Here is a 15,331-nt window from a genome sequence, read left to right as displayed (position 1 = left end):
GGTTGTTTTATGATGAAGGGGAAAACAGGGATCCGGTGTAACTGGCGACGAAGTGGGCATAACCACGATGGAGCACCGGAACAAACGGCCGGTCGCCTGGGCAAAAGAGCAATTCTGCGTTACCCGCAGACTGCTCTTTTTTTCGTCTTTCATCTGATTATTCGCTATAATAGTACCTGAGATGCCGTGCAAGAATACGAAGGACAACCAAGAGACAGCGGGCATGATTTTATCGGGAGGCGATGATAGGATGACTATAGAATTAGATTCGGAACAACCCGGATTGCAGGAACAGACCGCGTCTATTCTGCATGAACTGGCGCTTGCCGGACAGCTTGGGCCTGGACAGATCGTTGTGATCGGTACAAGCACAAGTGAAGTCGCAGGCGCTCGGATTGGTACGAGTGGTGCCATTGAAGTGGCGCAGCAGCTTCTTGCGGGTATACGCGAGGTGCAGGAAGAGTTCGGTTTTGACACGGTATTCCAATGTTGTGAGCATCTGAACCGTGCGCTGGTAATGGAACGTTCTGTGCTTACTCGACTTGGATTGACCGAGGTTGGTGCAGTACCCGTGCCCAAGGCCGGAGGTTCAATGGCATCCGCAGCATATCGTTCGCTGACCGATCCATGCCTGGCTGAACATGTGCAGGCCCATGCGGGACTGGACATTGGGGAGACGATGATTGGGATGCATCTCCGGCATGTAGCTGTACCCTATCGTACAGCGCTCCGCTATGTTGGAGATGCTCGTGTAACCACAGCGTTGACCCGTCCGAAGTTGATTGGCGGCGAACGCGCGGTGTATCGTATGGAAGAACAACCAGATTCGACATTTTGTGACTAACATATAAAGCGAGACTAATTGGGTTACACTTCTGACTTTGATTGCATCACCATCTTCCGATCGCTGTTATCCCCAGATTTTTTTATTCCCTATTTAAAGGGGAAATCCGGTGATAAAGGCGACCACTTCGTTTCTTCAGATTGGTGTTGCACTCGCCGTTTTCGTGTAAACATTAGTTTCACTTTATAACTTCACTTATAACTGGGAGGAATTTAATCATGGAACAATTGCGCAAGAATGACCCGGCAGTACTGGAAGCGATGAATCTTGAACTGAAACGTCAACAGAACAACATCGAACTGATCGCATCCGAGAACATCGTAAGTGAAGCAGTAATCGAAGCAATGGGATCTGTTCTGACCAACAAGTACGCTGAAGGATATCCAGGTAAACGTTACTATGGCGGTTGTGAGCATGTGGACATCGTTGAAGACATCGCGCGTGATCGTGCAAAAGAATTGTTCGGAGCAGAACACGTGAATGTTCAACCTCACTCCGGTGCACAAGCGAACATGGCAGTTTATCTTGCAGCGTTGAAACCTGGTGATACTGTACTTGGTATGAACCTTGCCCATGGTGGACACCTCACACACGGTAGCCCGGTTAACGCATCTGGTTTGCTGTACAACTTTGTAGCATACGGCGTACAGGAAGATACATTCCTGATTGATTATGATGAAGTACGCAAAGCGGCTTTCAAACACCGTCCTCGTCTGATCGTTGCAGGTGCAAGTGCATATCCGCGTACCATTGATTTTGAAAAGCTGGCTTCCATCGCCAATGATGTAGGCGCTTTGTTCATGGTGGACATGGCTCACATCGCAGGACTGGTTGCTGCTGGTTTGCATCCAAACCCGGTTCCACATGCGCATTTCGTAACAACAACTACACACAAAACGCTGCGTGGACCTCGTGGTGGTATGATTCTGTGCCGCAAAGCGTGGGCAGCAGCGATTGATAAAGCCGTATTCCCAGGTTCCCAAGGTGGACCTTTGATGCACGTGATCGCTTCCAAAGCGGTAGCATTCGGTGAAGCTTTGCAACCATCGTTCAAAACGTATGCTGAGAATGTCGTGAAAAACGCACAGGTTCTGGCTGAAACACTGATCGCTGAAGGATTGAACATCGTATCTGGTGGTACAGATAACCACTTGATGCTGATCGACACACGCAGTGTGAACATCACAGGTAAGGAAGCTGAGCATGTGCTTGATTCCATCGGTATTACCGTGAACAAAAATGCAATTCCATTCGACCCTACAAGCCCGTTTGTAACGAGTGGTATTCGAATTGGTACACCTGCTGCAACTTCCCGTGGCATGAACGAAGAAGCGATGGTAGCGATCGGTAAGATCATTGCTAAAACGCTGAAAAATCCAAAAGATACAGCGAAGCTGGATGAAGCCCGTGCAGAAGTGACTGCACTGACAGACCAATTCCCGCTCTATACAGATCTTAAATACTAAAAAACTTTGCTCATGCTGTTTGTATTTGAGATGTTCTTAAAATGGGATACAAAAAAACGAAGCAGACAGAATGAGACCGCAGAAGCGAAGCGTTCGCCTTTATCCCCGGATTTTTCCCTTGTTAAAAGGAGAATAAAAAAAATCTGGGGATAACAGCGATCGAAGGATCATTCTGTAGGCGGAGTGCCATTGTATTCATCATTTTCATTTTCTTAACGACATAACAGCAGGAGCAAAACAGGACCGGATGGATCATTTTCCGGTCCTGTTTTTTATAGGATTCGGTAATCTGTAATGATTGGGTGCCCTTTGATGGTGTAATTCGTTGTTGGTGATGATATAATATACAGGATTTATCGAGCCCATGAATGGTGGCTAGGTATATTTGGAAATGCTGAACATGAAGAACTTACCGGAGGGACAAATTAGATGGGAAAATTAGTAATATGTGATCACCCTTTGATTCAACACAAACTGACGTTTATACGCGACATGCGTACGAATACGAAAGATTTTCGTGAATTGGTGGATGAAGTAGCAACGTTGATGGCTTATGAGATTACAAGAGATGTTGAACTGGAAACGATTGATGTACAGACACCTGTAGCTGCAACACAAGGTAAAGTTATCTCTGGACGTATGCTCGGACTGGTGCCGATTCTGCGCGCAGGACTCGGAATGCTGGATGGCGTTGTGAAATTGTTGCCAGCGGCAAAAGTTGGACATGTGGGTCTGTTCCGTGACCCGGAAACACTGCAACCGGTAGAATACTACACCAAACTGCCTACAGACGTAACAGAGCGTCAATTGATTGTAATTGATCCGATGCTGGCAACCGGTGGTTCGGCAATTGCAGCTATTGACGTGCTCAAAAAACGTGGCTGTACCCAAATCAAGATGATGAACCTGGTTGCAGCACCGGAAGGCGTAAAAGCTGTGCAAGATGCACATCCCGATGTGGACATCTATGTAGCAGCATTGGACGACCGTCTGGATGATCATGGTTATATCGTTCCAGGGCTTGGAGATGCAGGAGACCGTCTATACGGCACTAAATAAGCATATTGCATGCGGAGTAGAAAAGGGGCTTTGCTCGAATGTCCAACAAAATTAAAGTCATGACGATCTTCGGGGTGCGTCCGGAAGCCATCAAGATGGCTCCGCTTATTTTGGAATTGCAGAAACACCCTGAGTCTATTGAATCTATTGTTTGCGTAACTGCGCAGCATCGCCAGATGTTGGATCAGGTACTTGAAGTTTTCGACATTCATCCCGATTATGATCTGGATGTGATGAAGGACCGTCAGACATTGAATGAAATTACAATTCGTGTACTTGGCGGTCTGGAACCGGTGTTAGCTGAAGCTAAGCCGGATATTGTACTGGTTCACGGGGATACATTAACTACCTTTGTAGCGAGCTATGCAGCATTCTTGCAACAGATTCAGGTAGGACATGTGGAAGCGGGGCTGCGGACGTGGAACAAGCTGTCTCCATATCCTGAAGAGATGAACCGTCAGCTGACGGGAGTACTGGCTGATCTACACTTTGCGCCTACGGATTGGTCTTCTTCCAATCTTGCCAAAGAAAATAAATCGGAGTCTAGTACGTACGTCACAGGCAACACGGTAACAGATGTGTTTCAATATACTGTACGGGAGGACTACACACACCCGGTACTTGATTGGGCCCAAGGCAAACGCCTTGTGCTGATGACAGCTCATCGCCGTGAATCTCAAGGCGAGCCTCACCGCAATATTTTCCAGGCCGTCAAACGGATTGCCGACGAATTCGAAGATATTGCCATCGTGTACCCGGTGCATCCAAGTCCTGCTGTGAAGGAGCCGGCTCACGCGATCTTGGGGAATCATCCCCGTATTCAATTAATTGATCCACTAGACGTGGTGGATTTGCATAACTTTTACCCGCACACTCACTTGATTTTGACCGATTCAGGCGGTTTGCAGGAAGAAGCACCTTCGTTTGGTGTGCCTGTGCTCGTATTGCGCGATACAACAGAACGCCCGGAAGGTATTGAAGCCGGAACGCTGGAATTGGTAGGTACCGAAGAGGAACGTGTGTATGAACGGACCAAAGCTCTGCTTACAGACAAAACCCTGTATGCAAGCATGAGCCAGGCTGCCAATCCATACGGTGATGGACATGCTTCGGAAAGAATTGTCAATGCGATTTTGCATCATTTCGGTGTAAATAGTGAGCGTCCGGAATCATTTCACAGAAAATTCAAAAAATAATACATTTTTTCTGACGGATTTATAAAGGGCAAGCATACAGTTAAACTGTACGGTTTACGCGGGTTTATGGGCTTTGAGGGTCTATATTCCCGTCGTTTCCCCCTTTAAAACGCTAAAATCATTCAATTGACAAAGGCTCTCATCATTCAGTAAAATTAACTGGGATTGCAAGGGTGGCGTGGAAAATGGCCGATTCGAACAAACCAAATTCATCCCGTAACCATGACGATAATGTATGGAAAGCGATGGGACTCGTGACAGCTTTTGGGATCGAGATTGCCATTCTCGCTGTTGCCGGATATTACGCTGGCTCCTGGTTGGACAAGACCATCGGAGGTAACGGAATATGGATCGCCGTAAGCGTTCTCTTTTTTCTTGCGGCAGGCGGTGTAAGCATCTACTTTATCGCGAAAAAAATCATGGGGGAAAGTGATGAGTGAACTAACCAGATACCGCAGATCGATGACTGTTTTCGTCATGTACTTTCTTATGATTTGTTTTCTCGCAGCGGCCTTTATGCCACGTGTGGAGACAATTGCTTTGGGACTGGCCCTGGGTACAGGAGTTAGCTGGATCAATGCATTTTACCTGGGCTACAAAGTAAGGAAAATGTCTGATGATGCGGCAGAAGGTAACTTGAAGCGTGTCAACTTGGGATTTTTGACAAGAGCGGCATTCGCTGTGCTCGGTATATTCATATCGATGCGCTTTCCGCAGTACTTCAATACATATGCGGTTGCAGGCGGTCTCGTCATTGCACAATATTCCTTATTGATTATAGGGATTGTCTATTCCCGCAGAGCAGAATGATGTTAAGGGCTGCAGCTTTCAAGTCGAGAAAGGGGTGAGAAAAATATGCATGAAGCTCCAATTATTATGCTTGGCGGATTTCGACTGGATCTATCGGTTCTGTTGATGCTGGTAGTTACAGGTGCAATTGTTTTTATTTTTGCTGTACTGGCAACACGGAGATTATCCGTTGAAAATCCCGGCAAGCTGCAAAATTTTATGGAGTGGGCAGTAGAATTCGTCCGCAATCTGATTTCCAGTACAATGGATATGAAGAAAGGTAAACATTTTATCTCTCTCGCTCTTTCCATGATTATGTTCATTTTTGTAGGGAACATGCTCGGCCTTCCGCTCGTGGCTGTATCTGAGGTAACAGATGTTAATCAGGCACAGGTATTCGGTAAGCCGATTGTTACAGCGGTGGAGGCGTTTGAAAAAGCGCATGCCAAGGACCCTGAAGCACACCCACACGTTGAACTGGCCTGGTGGAAATCACCAACAGCCGACTTGTCTGTAACGATGGGACTAGCTCTTGTAGCGTTCCTTGTATCTCATGGACTTGGATTGTTCCGTAACACCAAAGGGTATCTCCAGCATTACTTCAAGCCATTTGCCTTGTTCTTGCCAATCAACTTGATTGAAACGGCATCCAAGCTGTTGACACACGGTATGCGTTTATTCGCGAATATCTTTGCAGGTGAGGTACTGATCGCAACGATCCTGAAACTGACCACATTCAAAGTGTTTGGTGCTATTGCAGCGATTCCGCTACTTATGGTGTGGCAAGGCTTTAGTATCTTTATCGGCGCGATCCAGGCATTTGTGTTTGTTATCTTGATGATGGTGTACATTTCACAGAGCATCGAGACGCATGACGAGCATTAAGTTTCAAGCCCTACGAAGATTTCTTCACCAGGCTGAACAATAAAAAATTCGATTTATCATTTTAAGGAGGATATACAAATGGGAGCAATGGCATTAATCGCAGCAGCAATTGTTGCAGGACTGGGCGCGTTTGGCGCAGGTATTGGTAACGGTATGGTAATCAGCAAAACGGTGGAAGGTATTGCCCGTCAACCGGAAGCAAAATCCACTCTTCAAACAACAATGTTTATCGGTGTAGGTTTGATCGAGGTATTGCCGATCATCGGTGTGGTACTCGCGTTCATGTTCTACGGTATGGCTTAATCAAATTTTAAAGGTTTGGCGGGGAAGGCCATAGCCATCCGCGCCTTCTTTTTAGGTAATGTCCGTTCTAACGGATGACGTTTCAAGGATACCTCCAGGAAGGAGTGAACAGATTGAGTTTCATATGGGAAAATACGCTTCTTGCGATTGTTGCATTTGCGATTTTATATTGGCTGCTTAGCCGTTATGCCTTCGGGCCTTTGTTCTCCATTATGGAAAAACGTCGTGAACTCGTGATGACGCAGATGAATGAGGCTGCACAGACTCGGGAACAGGCCATTGCCTATGTGGAGGAACAAAAACAAGCTCTTGAACAAGCACGTCAAGATGCTTACGACATCATTGAACAGTCCAAACAAACAGGTGGCAAACAAGCTGAATCGATTTTGGCTGATGCCAAAGCTGAAGCTAATCGTCTGAAAGACGATGCAGTACGCGAAATCGAGAGCGAGAAGAACAAAGCAGTCGCAGCACTTCGCAGCGAACTGGGTACAGCTTCCGTTCAGATTGCATCCAAGTTGATCAAAAAAGAAGTTGAGAACGGTCCTGCACAAGAAGAGCTTGTGAACCAATACCTCAATGAGGTAGGAGGCCGACAATGAGCCGCGATACGATTGTTGCCAAGCGTTATGCGAAAGCATTGTTCGAAGTTGCTCTTCAGCAACAGCAGGTACTTGAGGTTGAACAGGAACTGGTTGCGGTAGTCAGTGCATTGACCGGAGATGCAGATATCGAGAAATTTATCGTATCTCCTAATATCTCTGATGAAGTCAAGCAGAACGTGCTTCACTCAAGTCTTGATGGTAAGGTATCCGAACCTGTCCTTCGTACAGTCTTGTTGTTAATTGAACGCGGACGCGTTGAATTGCTGGGAGACTTGTTGAATGATTATCGGAAGATCCAAGGTGAGTCGCTGGGCATCGCTGATGCACGTGTCTACTCCACTTATGCGTTGAATGATGAAGAAAAAGAAGCGGTAGCCCGTCAATTCGGTGGCCGTGTGAATAAAAAGATTCGTATCGAGAACATTGTTGATCCGACTCTGCTGGGCGGATTGAAAGTCGCCATTGGCGATACGATCTATGACGGCAGCTTGGCTGGCAAGCTCGAACGTCTTGAGCAGTCTTTTAACAGACGAGTACAGTAGATTGGGGTGAGGACACTTGAGTATCAAACCAGAAGAAATCAGTACATTAATTAAGAGCCAAATCGAACAATACAAGACCGATATCGATGTAGTCGAAGTTGGAACGGTTATCGAGGTTGGTGATGGTATCGCTCGTGTTTACGGACTTGAGAACGTCATGTCCAACGAGTTGGTTGAATTCCCAAGCGGTGTTATGGGACTCGCCATGAACGTCGAAGAAAGCAATGTCGGTGTCGTTATCCTGGGACCTTACTACGATATTCGTGAAGGTGACCAAGTGAAACGTACTGGTCAAATCATGCAAGTGCCTGTAGGCGAAGCATTGATTGGACGCGTTGTGAACCCGCTCGGTATTCCTGTAGATGGCAAAGGGCCAATCGCTACAACGGAATTCCGTCCGGTTGAAGGTAAAGCACCAGGCGTAATGGATCGTAAATCGGTTCATGAGCCGATGCAAACAGGGATCAAAGCCATTGATGCAATGGTTCCAATCGGTCGTGGACAACGTGAGTTGATCATCGGTGACCGTCAAACAGGTAAAACATCCATCGCGATTGATGCGATCCTGAACCAAAAAGGTAGCGGCATGAAGTGTATCTATGTGGCTATTGGTCAGAAACAGTCTACGGTTGCTCAAGTTGTGGAAACTCTTCGTCGTAAAGGCGCAATGGAGTACACAATCGTTGTAACTGCAGCAGCTTCCGATCCATCACCACTCTTGTACATCGCACCGTATTCCGGATGTTCGATGGGTGAGTACTTCATGTACAAAGGCGAGCACGTTCTGGTTATCTATGATGACTTGACCAAACAAGCCTCTGCATATCGTGAGCTTTCCTTGTTGCTTCGTCGTCCACCGGGCCGTGAGGCTTATCCGGGTGACGTCTTCTACCTGCACTCCCGTTTGCTGGAGCGTGCTGCGAAGCTGAATGATGAACTGGGTGGTGGTTCTTTAACCGCACTGCCGTTCATTGAAACACAAGCCTCCGACGTATCAGCATACATTCCAACGAACGTAATCTCCATCACGGACGGACAAATCTTCCTGGAAGCTGACTTGTTCAATGCTGGACAACGCCCGGCAATCAACGTAGGTATTTCCGTATCTCGTGTCGGTGGTTCTGCTCAGATCAAAGCGATGAAAAAGGTTGCAGGTTCCCTGCGTCTCGACCTCGCTCAATATCGTGAGCTTCAAGCGTTCTCCCAGTTTGGTTCCGATCTGGACAAAGCGACTCAGGCTCGCCTGAATCGTGGTGCACGTATGATGGAAATCCTGAAGCAAGGTGTAAACCAGCCTCTGGCCGTAGAACAACAGGTGGTCAGCTTGTACACAGCCGTTAAAGGATTCCTGGATGAAATTCCTACAGGTGATGTGACTCGTTTCGAAGGTGAGTTCCTTGCCTTCATGGAGAGCAGTCATCCGGAAATTCTTGCATCCATCCGTGATACTAAAGAATTGACTGCAGACAACGAAAATGCACTGAAAGGTGCAATTGAGAAGTTCAGAAAGAGCTTTGCTGTCTCTGTCTAAATAAATGACTGCAGGTGCGGAGTTGTCTAACCGATTCCGCATGTCTGCATGTAATACTTTGACTCTGTCAAAAAAGATGATGCTTACGATGTAGTTTTGACTCTGTCAAAACTAGTGGTGATGCTTACGAAGTAACTTTGGCTTTGCCAAAGTTTTGAGGTGGTGAAATCATGGCAAAAGGCATGCGCGAAATTAAGCGGCAAATTAAAAGCGTACAAAGCACCAAGCAGATCACCAAAGCAATGGAGATGGTAGCTGCTGCAAAACTGCGTAAAGCGCAGGAAAAAGCGGAAGCAGCCCGTCCTTATTCGGAGAAACTGAAAGAAGTTGTAGCTAGTATTGCATCAAGCACGCAAGGTATACAGCATCCGATGCTGGAGAGCCGTCCGGTCAAAAAGACAGCTTACCTGATCATTACATCGGACCGTGGTCTTGCAGGTGGATACAATGCGAACGTTTTGCGTCAGGTTAATCAGACGCTCAAAGAGCGCCACAACTCCCAAGATGACTACGAATTGTTCGTCATTGGACGTAAAGGACGCGATTACTTCAGACGTCGTGAAATGGCGATGGCATCCACAACAACGGATCTGTCGGATTCGCCTTCATTTGCAGATATCAAATCCATCGCACACGAGGCTGTTCATGGGTTTGAACTGGCTGAATTTGATGAATTGTACATTTGTTATAACCGCTTTGTGAATGCGTTGACCCAGATTCCTACGGTAGAAAAACTTCTTCCGATGGAAACACCTGAGGTAACTGCTGCGGAAGGACCAACGGCAAGCTACGAATACGAGCCGTCTGCTGAGGCTGTACTGGAGGTTTTGCTTCCGCGTTACGCGGAAACGCTGATCTATGGTGCGCTTTTGAACGGTAAGGCGAGTGAGCTAGGCGCGAAAATGACGGCGATGGGTAATGCAACCAAAAATGCATCCAAAATGATTAACGAATTGTCATTGACCTATAACCGTGCCCGTCAAGCGGCGATTACGCAGGAGATTACGGAAATTGTGGCAGGTGCCAACGCAGCACAAGGCTAACTGTTTTTATTAATGAAGGCTTGCAGAGCAAAGATAAACGAACGGTACATTATTTTTGCAAAAGTAGCAGGCTTGTAGGAGGGGAACGTTAAGATGAACAAAGGACGCGTTGTGAGCATCATGGGTCCGGTTGTTGACGTCGAGTTTGATCGCGGCGGTCTGCCGGAAATCCTCAATGCCATTACGATCACTACAGTAAGTGAGAGCGGCGTAAGTGTGAACCTTACACTCGAAGCTTCGAGACATCTGGGTGACAACCGAGTACGTTGTATTGCGATGTCCTCCACGGATGGACTTGTTCGTGGTATGGAAGCTTTAGATACAGGAGCACCAATCTCTGTACCCGTCGGAGAAGCAACACTGGGTCGTGTATTTAACGTACTCGGCGAAGCAATTGATACTGGCGGTGCCGTAGCTGCTGAGCACAAGAACCCGATTCACCGTTCAGCACCTGCATTTGATGAACTGACTACCCAAGCAGAAATGCTGGAGACAGGAATCAAAGTTATCGACTTGCTTGCTCCTTACGCTAAAGGTGGTAAAATCGGTCTCTTCGGTGGTGCCGGTGTAGGTAAGACGGTAACCATTCAGGAATTGATCAACAACATCGCACAAGAGCACGGCGGTATCTCCGTATTTGCGGGTGTTGGTGAGCGTACACGTGAAGGTAATGACTTGTATCACGAGATGAGTGATTCCGGCGTTATCAACAAAACAGCAATGGTCTTCGGACAAATGAACGAGCCTCCAGGCGCACGTCTTCGTGTAGCCCTCACAGGTCTGACGATGGCGGAATACTTCCGTGATGAAGAAGGCCGTGACGTGTTGCTCTTTATCGATAATATCTTCCGTTTCACCCAAGCGGGTTCAGAAGTATCTGCCTTGCTTGGACGTATGCCTTCCGCGGTAGGTTACCAACCTACGCTGGCAACAGAAATGGGTCAACTGCAAGAACGTATCACATCAACGAAAAAAGGTTCTGTAACATCCATCCAGGCCATCTACGTGCCTGCGGATGACTACACTGACCCGGCTCCTGCAACGACGTTTGCCCACTTGGATGCAACGACGAACTTGGAGCGTAAAATTTCCGAGATGGGTATCTACCCTGCGGTAGATCCACTGGCTTCCAGCTCCCGGATCTTGTCCCCTGAAGTTGTAGGTGAAGAACACTACAGCGTAGCTCAAGGCGTTAAACGTATCTTGGCACGTTACAATGAATTGCAAGATATCATTGCAATCCTGGGTATGGACGAGTTGAGTGAAGAAGATAGAGCGCTTGTATACCGTGCTCGTAAAATCCAACGTTTCTTGTCCCAGCCTTTCCACGTTGCTGAAGCATTTAACGGTATTCCGGGTAAATACGTTCCAGTTAAAGAAACGGTGCGCAGCTTTAAAGAGATTCTCGAAGGTAAGTATGATGATCTTCCGGAAGCAGCTTTCCTCTTTGTTGGTACAATTGAAGAGGCAGTGGAGAAAGCCAAAACACTGGTTTAGTCTGAATCCAGGATTGTCCTTATGAAGCGGGCTATCCTTCGGATATTTCAGGAGGGATGGAATTGAGCACCTTTTTGTTGGAAATCGTAACACCCGAGCGTTTGGTCTATTCAGAACAGGTGAATAGCATTACGGCTCGTGGTATTGAAGGGGAACTGGGCATTCTGCCAGGTCATATTCCTATGGTTACACCTTTGCAGATTGCACCAATCTATATCCATAACGGAAAAGAAAATAAACGAGTTGCTATCGGTGGCGGGTTTATCGAAGTTCGTAAAGATAAGGTTGTTGTACTCGCAGAGAGTGCTGAATTCCCGGAAAGCATTGATGTGGATCGTGCGCGTGCGGCGAAAGAGCGGGCAGAACGTCGGCTTGCAAGCCAAAGCAATCAGGACCACTTTGATCACCGTCGTGCAGAGATTGCGCTGCAAAAAGCGGTTAACCGGATTAATGTGTTCGGCAAATAAACGATTCTTTGAAGCCTGGCGGCTTAGTCTGCCGGGCTTTTTGAGTTTGTTTAATAGAATTGTTTTATCGAATATATCAAAAGGGCTGACCACCAATCCATCCTATCCCTTCAGTAAACAGAAGTATTTTAAGCAAAATATTCACCGATTATGATTATTTGAATAGAATGTAGGACTAAAGTAGTGGGCGCATTTACCACTAAGAGAACCATTTTTTTCATGTGTAAATTTAAATTATTTCCGAGGAAATGACAGAATCGATATCGAAATAGCGCTCTTTTATGTCGTTTTAGTCACAAAATCCCGGCATTTTAAAATTAAAATATTTTAGAAGTGGAAATCAATGTAATTGACAATGTATGATGAAAGAGCCTATATTCCATAGAGTCAGCAGAAGCAGGAAGCTGCGTAGTAGATTCCATAGTCATGCACAGCCGCATTGTTGCTGCTCGGTGATTGGGCATCAGGAGATTCCTGCCTGGCAGGAGTAAATCTGACAGTACGCTCAGTATGTTGTGCTTAAGACATTCCAGTATACTAACAAGTTATGGGTGCCAGGCATATGATATGCTGATCGCTGCAACAAATGTGGAGGTAAAGAATATATGGATACTGATCTGACGAATCAGGTGAACCAGGCGTTAAGCACCAACGGCTTGGTCTCAATCATCGTCTCCCTGTTATGTATAGCGTTGTCTTGGTGGGCTTTGACAAATCTCAAACTGGATTTAATCATCAGGCAACCACGAGGTGCTCAGGGAAGACTGTTGCATTTGTTGCTCGCCATCATTTTGGGGCATGCCGTTGCTGGCTTTGTCATTGACTACTTGTCTTGGACTCAAATGTTGCGTAATTTGTTTTAATGTTGAGATGGTTGGTTAATCATCTGTTAGGTTCTTCAAGCTGCTCATTGTCGAATAACATCGATTAATTGTGTTAACAATTAGAGTATGAGTTGTCGGTAAAGAAATTAAGAAAAAAATGTGACGTAAAATTGGATGAATTTGAGATGTTTTATGTAAAAATGCTTGTATCGTACAATTCAACAATGTTATGATGGAAGTTAGGGAATTCACAATTGTTCACTTATTTTGTAGTTATAAACGGGATATCCGGTTCATGCCGGCTAATAACCATCCCACTCTGTCTGTTCTGATGCTCTGCTGGCTTGTAAGACACTGATTTTTACATGCTGAATAGCAAGATGCACGGCACATGGTATCATTGATATGGATTATAAAAACCAATTCTTTTCTGAACAGACATCTGTGGCAATATGCCAGAATATGTCGAAATTCCACACACAGCAACAGTCCTTTCTAGCATAGTGGGGCTTACGTATTCCGGAATGAAGAAAAGGGAATAAAAGCGCGGAGGGAACCATGATGAGCAAATTTATCGTCCGCGGTGGCAAAAGGTTGACCGGAAGTGTCAAAGTTAGCGGCGCTAAAAATTCTGTTCTTCCGATCATCGCTGCCTCTCTCTTAGGGGAAGAAGGACAAAGCGTTATTATTGACGCGCCTCCTCTAGACGATGTGATGACGATTAACAAGGTGTTGGAATCGCTGGGAGCGGGAGTTACATACCGGGACGAAGTGATTACCGTAAATGCGGAGAAACTTACTTCCTGTGAAGCCCCGTATGAATGGGTAAGTAAAATGCGGGCGTCTTTCCTGGTCATGGGGCCTTTGTTGACTCGTATGGGTCATACAAGAATCTCACTTCCTGGTGGATGTGCCATCGGTACACGGCCTATTGATCAGCATTTGAAAGGTTTTGAAGCCATGGGCGCAGAGATCAGCTTGGGCCAAGGTTATATCGAAGCTCGTAGCCAAGGTCGGTTGCGTGGCGCGAAAATTTATCTGGATGTGGCTTCCGTAGGTGCCACTCAAAATATTATGATGGCTGCAACATTGGCCGAAGGTGTAACTGTTCTGGAGAACGCGGCAAAAGAACCTGAGATTGTGGATCTTGCCAACTTCCTGAATGGAATGGGTGCCATCGTACGTGGTGCTGGTACTGGAGTGATCCGCATTGAAGGTGTGGAGAAACTGACAGGTGTTACACACACCGTTATTCCGGATCGGGTAGAAGCTGGTACGTATATGGCTGCTGCTGCAATTTCTGGTGGTGACGTGTACATTGAAGGTGCAATCTCTGATCATTTAGGCTCCGTTATCGCGAAGCTTGAAGAGATGGGTGTTACAATCCAACCGGATGAGAATGGCGTGCGTGTAATCGCAGATCGCCCTCTTAAAGCTGTGGATGTAAAAACATTACCATACCCAGGATTCCCGACCGATATGCAATCCCAGATGATGGCACTCTTGCTTGCATCTGAAGGAACAAGTGTCGTGACAGAGACTGTTTTTGAAAACCGATTCATGCATGTGGATGAATTCCAATTGATGAATGCGGAGATCAAAGTCGAAGGACGTTCGTCCATCGTCACAGGTAATGCCAAACTGAAGGGTGCCAAAGTAACGGCTACCGATCTGCGTGCGGGTGCCGCACTCATTATTGCAGGTCTTGTTGCTGAAGGTACAACGGAAGTGGGCGGTGTTCATCACATCGACCGTGGCTATGTACATCTCGCTGAGAAGCTTAACGGACTTGGCGCTGACATCTATCGGATCTCGGTTGATGAGCCTAAGCTGGAAGCAACCAAAGCACCTAGTGAAAAAGTGGAGAAAGAAGTACCGATGTTTAAGGTGCAACCAACTTTGGCTTAACACTGGATTGAATAGAAAAAATATGGTCCCTCTATTATAAGTCACACGGTTGTGTGGATTATGAATGCGATGGAACGTAATTGTCAAAAATGATAAAGCTAAGCCATATGGCTTGGCTTTTTTTGTGTTTACTTTTAAGAAGACAACGAGATATTTGATACCTGATTCTATTAATAGCTGGTCCTAACTTGTATAGCATAACATCGTATTCTGTATCGATTCTGAACCAAATGAAAGAGCGTACTTTATATAGAGTGTCGATTCCAGCTAACACTGGTATTCAGCGACAGATCAACGTTTCTAAGATGTACATAGCAAAAGAAAACAAGAAATTGAACAGAACGAAAAGGGCCTCGTTTCTCTCAAATCAGG

The 15,331-nt window shown here is 46.3% G+C and carries 16 protein-coding genes and 1 riboswitch; all 16 genes read left to right on the top strand.

Translation table 11 applies throughout. From position 1 onward, the window contains the following. The first annotated feature begins 27 nt into the window (after positions 1–27). Positions 28–109, top strand: a riboswitch (ZMP/ZTP riboswitch). A 141-nt stretch (positions 110–250) separates the two neighbouring features. The 16 genes from V6668_RS27595 to murA all read left to right on the top strand — a co-directional run bounded on the left by V6668_RS27595 (position 251) and on the right by murA (position 14,959). Further along, on the top strand, positions 251–844 hold the full coding sequence (locus V6668_RS27595; protein WP_076254013.1) for a TIGR01440 family protein: 594 nt from the start codon (positions 251–253) through the stop codon (positions 842–844). Positions 845–1,062: 218 nt separating this feature from the next. After that, the gene (gene glyA, locus V6668_RS27590; protein ID WP_164783303.1) at positions 1,063–2,310 is read left to right on the top strand and encodes a serine hydroxymethyltransferase; all 1,248 of its coding nucleotides are present in this window, start codon (positions 1,063–1,065) and stop codon (positions 2,308–2,310) included. A 429-nt stretch (positions 2,311–2,739) separates the two neighbouring features. Continuing rightward, a complete protein-coding gene (gene upp / locus V6668_RS27585; protein ID WP_017691929.1) occupies positions 2,740–3,369 on the top strand; it encodes a uracil phosphoribosyltransferase in 630 nt (209 codons plus the stop codon). Positions 3,370–3,407: 38 nt separating this feature from the next. Then, positions 3,408–4,565, top strand: coding sequence for a non-hydrolyzing UDP-N-acetylglucosamine 2-epimerase (gene wecB, locus V6668_RS27580; protein WP_036667768.1), 1,158 nt, complete (start codon positions 3,408–3,410; stop codon positions 4,563–4,565). Between the two features lie 185 nt (positions 4,566–4,750). Beyond that, positions 4,751–5,005, top strand: a complete 255-nt coding sequence (locus V6668_RS27575; RefSeq protein ID WP_017691931.1) for an AtpZ/AtpI family protein — start codon at positions 4,751–4,753, stop codon at positions 5,003–5,005. After that, positions 4,998–5,375: an ATP synthase subunit I gene (locus V6668_RS27570; RefSeq protein ID WP_017691932.1), complete on the top strand. Its 378-nt coding sequence runs from the start codon at positions 4,998–5,000 to the stop codon at positions 5,373–5,375. Before V6668_RS27575 ends, V6668_RS27570 begins: the two co-directional genes overlap by 8 nt. A 45-nt stretch (positions 5,376–5,420) precedes the next feature. Beyond that, complete coding sequence (gene atpB / locus V6668_RS27565) at positions 5,421–6,239, top strand: F0F1 ATP synthase subunit A (RefSeq protein WP_017691933.1); 819 nt, start codon at positions 5,421–5,423, stop codon at positions 6,237–6,239. Between the two features lie 78 nt (positions 6,240–6,317). Next, a complete protein-coding gene (atpE, locus tag V6668_RS27560) occupies positions 6,318–6,542 on the top strand; it encodes a F0F1 ATP synthase subunit C (RefSeq protein WP_017691934.1) in 225 nt (74 codons plus the stop codon). 113 nt (positions 6,543–6,655) lie between these two features. Further along, positions 6,656–7,144 carry a F0F1 ATP synthase subunit B gene (gene atpF / locus V6668_RS27555; protein ID WP_036612568.1) on the top strand — a complete coding sequence of 163 codons (489 nt, stop codon included), beginning with the start codon at positions 6,656–6,658 and terminating at the stop codon, positions 7,142–7,144. Then, positions 7,141–7,689, top strand: a complete 549-nt coding sequence (locus V6668_RS27550) for a F0F1 ATP synthase subunit delta (RefSeq protein ID WP_076319220.1) — start codon at positions 7,141–7,143, stop codon at positions 7,687–7,689. Before atpF ends, V6668_RS27550 begins: the two co-directional genes overlap by 4 nt. Before the next feature lie 16 nt (positions 7,690–7,705). Continuing rightward, positions 7,706–9,220, top strand: a complete 1,515-nt coding sequence (gene atpA / locus V6668_RS27545; protein ID WP_036612563.1) for a F0F1 ATP synthase subunit alpha — start codon at positions 7,706–7,708, stop codon at positions 9,218–9,220. Between the two features lie 170 nt (positions 9,221–9,390). Next, a complete protein-coding gene (gene atpG / locus V6668_RS27540; RefSeq protein ID WP_076319219.1) occupies positions 9,391–10,263 on the top strand; it encodes an ATP synthase F1 subunit gamma in 873 nt (290 codons plus the stop codon). A 93-nt stretch (positions 10,264–10,356) separates the two neighbouring features. Further along, positions 10,357–11,760, top strand: coding sequence for a F0F1 ATP synthase subunit beta (gene atpD, locus V6668_RS27535; protein ID WP_036612557.1), 1,404 nt, complete (start codon positions 10,357–10,359; stop codon positions 11,758–11,760). 62 nt (positions 11,761–11,822) lie between these two features. After that, a complete protein-coding gene (locus V6668_RS27530; RefSeq protein ID WP_036612555.1) occupies positions 11,823–12,227 on the top strand; it encodes a F0F1 ATP synthase subunit epsilon in 405 nt (134 codons plus the stop codon). 605 nt (positions 12,228–12,832) lie between these two features. Beyond that, on the top strand, positions 12,833–13,090 hold the full coding sequence (locus V6668_RS27525; RefSeq protein WP_017691941.1) for a DUF1146 family protein: 258 nt from the start codon (positions 12,833–12,835) through the stop codon (positions 13,088–13,090). A gap of 522 nt (positions 13,091–13,612) precedes the next feature. Next, the gene (gene murA / locus V6668_RS27520; RefSeq protein ID WP_017691942.1) at positions 13,613–14,959 is read left to right on the top strand and encodes a UDP-N-acetylglucosamine 1-carboxyvinyltransferase; all 1,347 of its coding nucleotides are present in this window, start codon (positions 13,613–13,615) and stop codon (positions 14,957–14,959) included. The last annotated feature ends 372 nt before the right edge of the window (positions 14,960–15,331 follow it).

Origin of the sequence: Paenibacillus amylolyticus (assembly GCF_036894225.1) — a bacterium.
In the GTDB taxonomy this organism is placed as follows: domain Bacteria; phylum Bacillota; class Bacilli; order Paenibacillales; family Paenibacillaceae; genus Paenibacillus; species Paenibacillus amylolyticus.
This window is presented reverse-complemented; position numbering and strand designations above follow the sequence as displayed.

Excerpts from the sequence above, each read along its gene's own strand:
- V6668_RS27595 (WP_076254013.1), top strand. The coding sequence starts at position 251 with ATGACTATAGAATTAGATTCGGAACAACCCGGATTGCAGGAACAGACC.
- glyA (WP_164783303.1), top strand. The coding sequence starts at position 1,063 with ATGGAACAATTGCGCAAGAATGACCCGGCAGTACTGGAAGCGATGAAT.
- upp (WP_017691929.1), top strand. The coding sequence starts at position 2,740 with ATGGGAAAATTAGTAATATGTGATCACCCTTTGATTCAACACAAACTG.
- wecB (WP_036667768.1), top strand. The coding sequence starts at position 3,408 with ATGTCCAACAAAATTAAAGTCATGACGATCTTCGGGGTGCGTCCGGAA.
- V6668_RS27575 (WP_017691931.1), top strand. The coding sequence starts at position 4,751 with ATGGCCGATTCGAACAAACCAAATTCATCCCGTAACCATGACGATAAT.
- V6668_RS27570 (WP_017691932.1), top strand. The coding sequence starts at position 4,998 with ATGAGTGAACTAACCAGATACCGCAGATCGATGACTGTTTTCGTCATG.
- atpB (WP_017691933.1), top strand. The coding sequence starts at position 5,421 with ATGCATGAAGCTCCAATTATTATGCTTGGCGGATTTCGACTGGATCTA.
- atpE (WP_017691934.1), top strand. The coding sequence starts at position 6,318 with ATGGGAGCAATGGCATTAATCGCAGCAGCAATTGTTGCAGGACTGGGC.
- V6668_RS27550 (WP_076319220.1), top strand. The coding sequence starts at position 7,141 with ATGAGCCGCGATACGATTGTTGCCAAGCGTTATGCGAAAGCATTGTTC.
- atpG (WP_076319219.1), top strand. The coding sequence starts at position 9,391 with ATGGCAAAAGGCATGCGCGAAATTAAGCGGCAAATTAAAAGCGTACAA.
- atpD (WP_036612557.1), top strand. The coding sequence starts at position 10,357 with ATGAACAAAGGACGCGTTGTGAGCATCATGGGTCCGGTTGTTGACGTC.
- V6668_RS27525 (WP_017691941.1), top strand. The coding sequence starts at position 12,833 with ATGGATACTGATCTGACGAATCAGGTGAACCAGGCGTTAAGCACCAAC.
- murA (WP_017691942.1), top strand. The coding sequence starts at position 13,613 with ATGAGCAAATTTATCGTCCGCGGTGGCAAAAGGTTGACCGGAAGTGTC.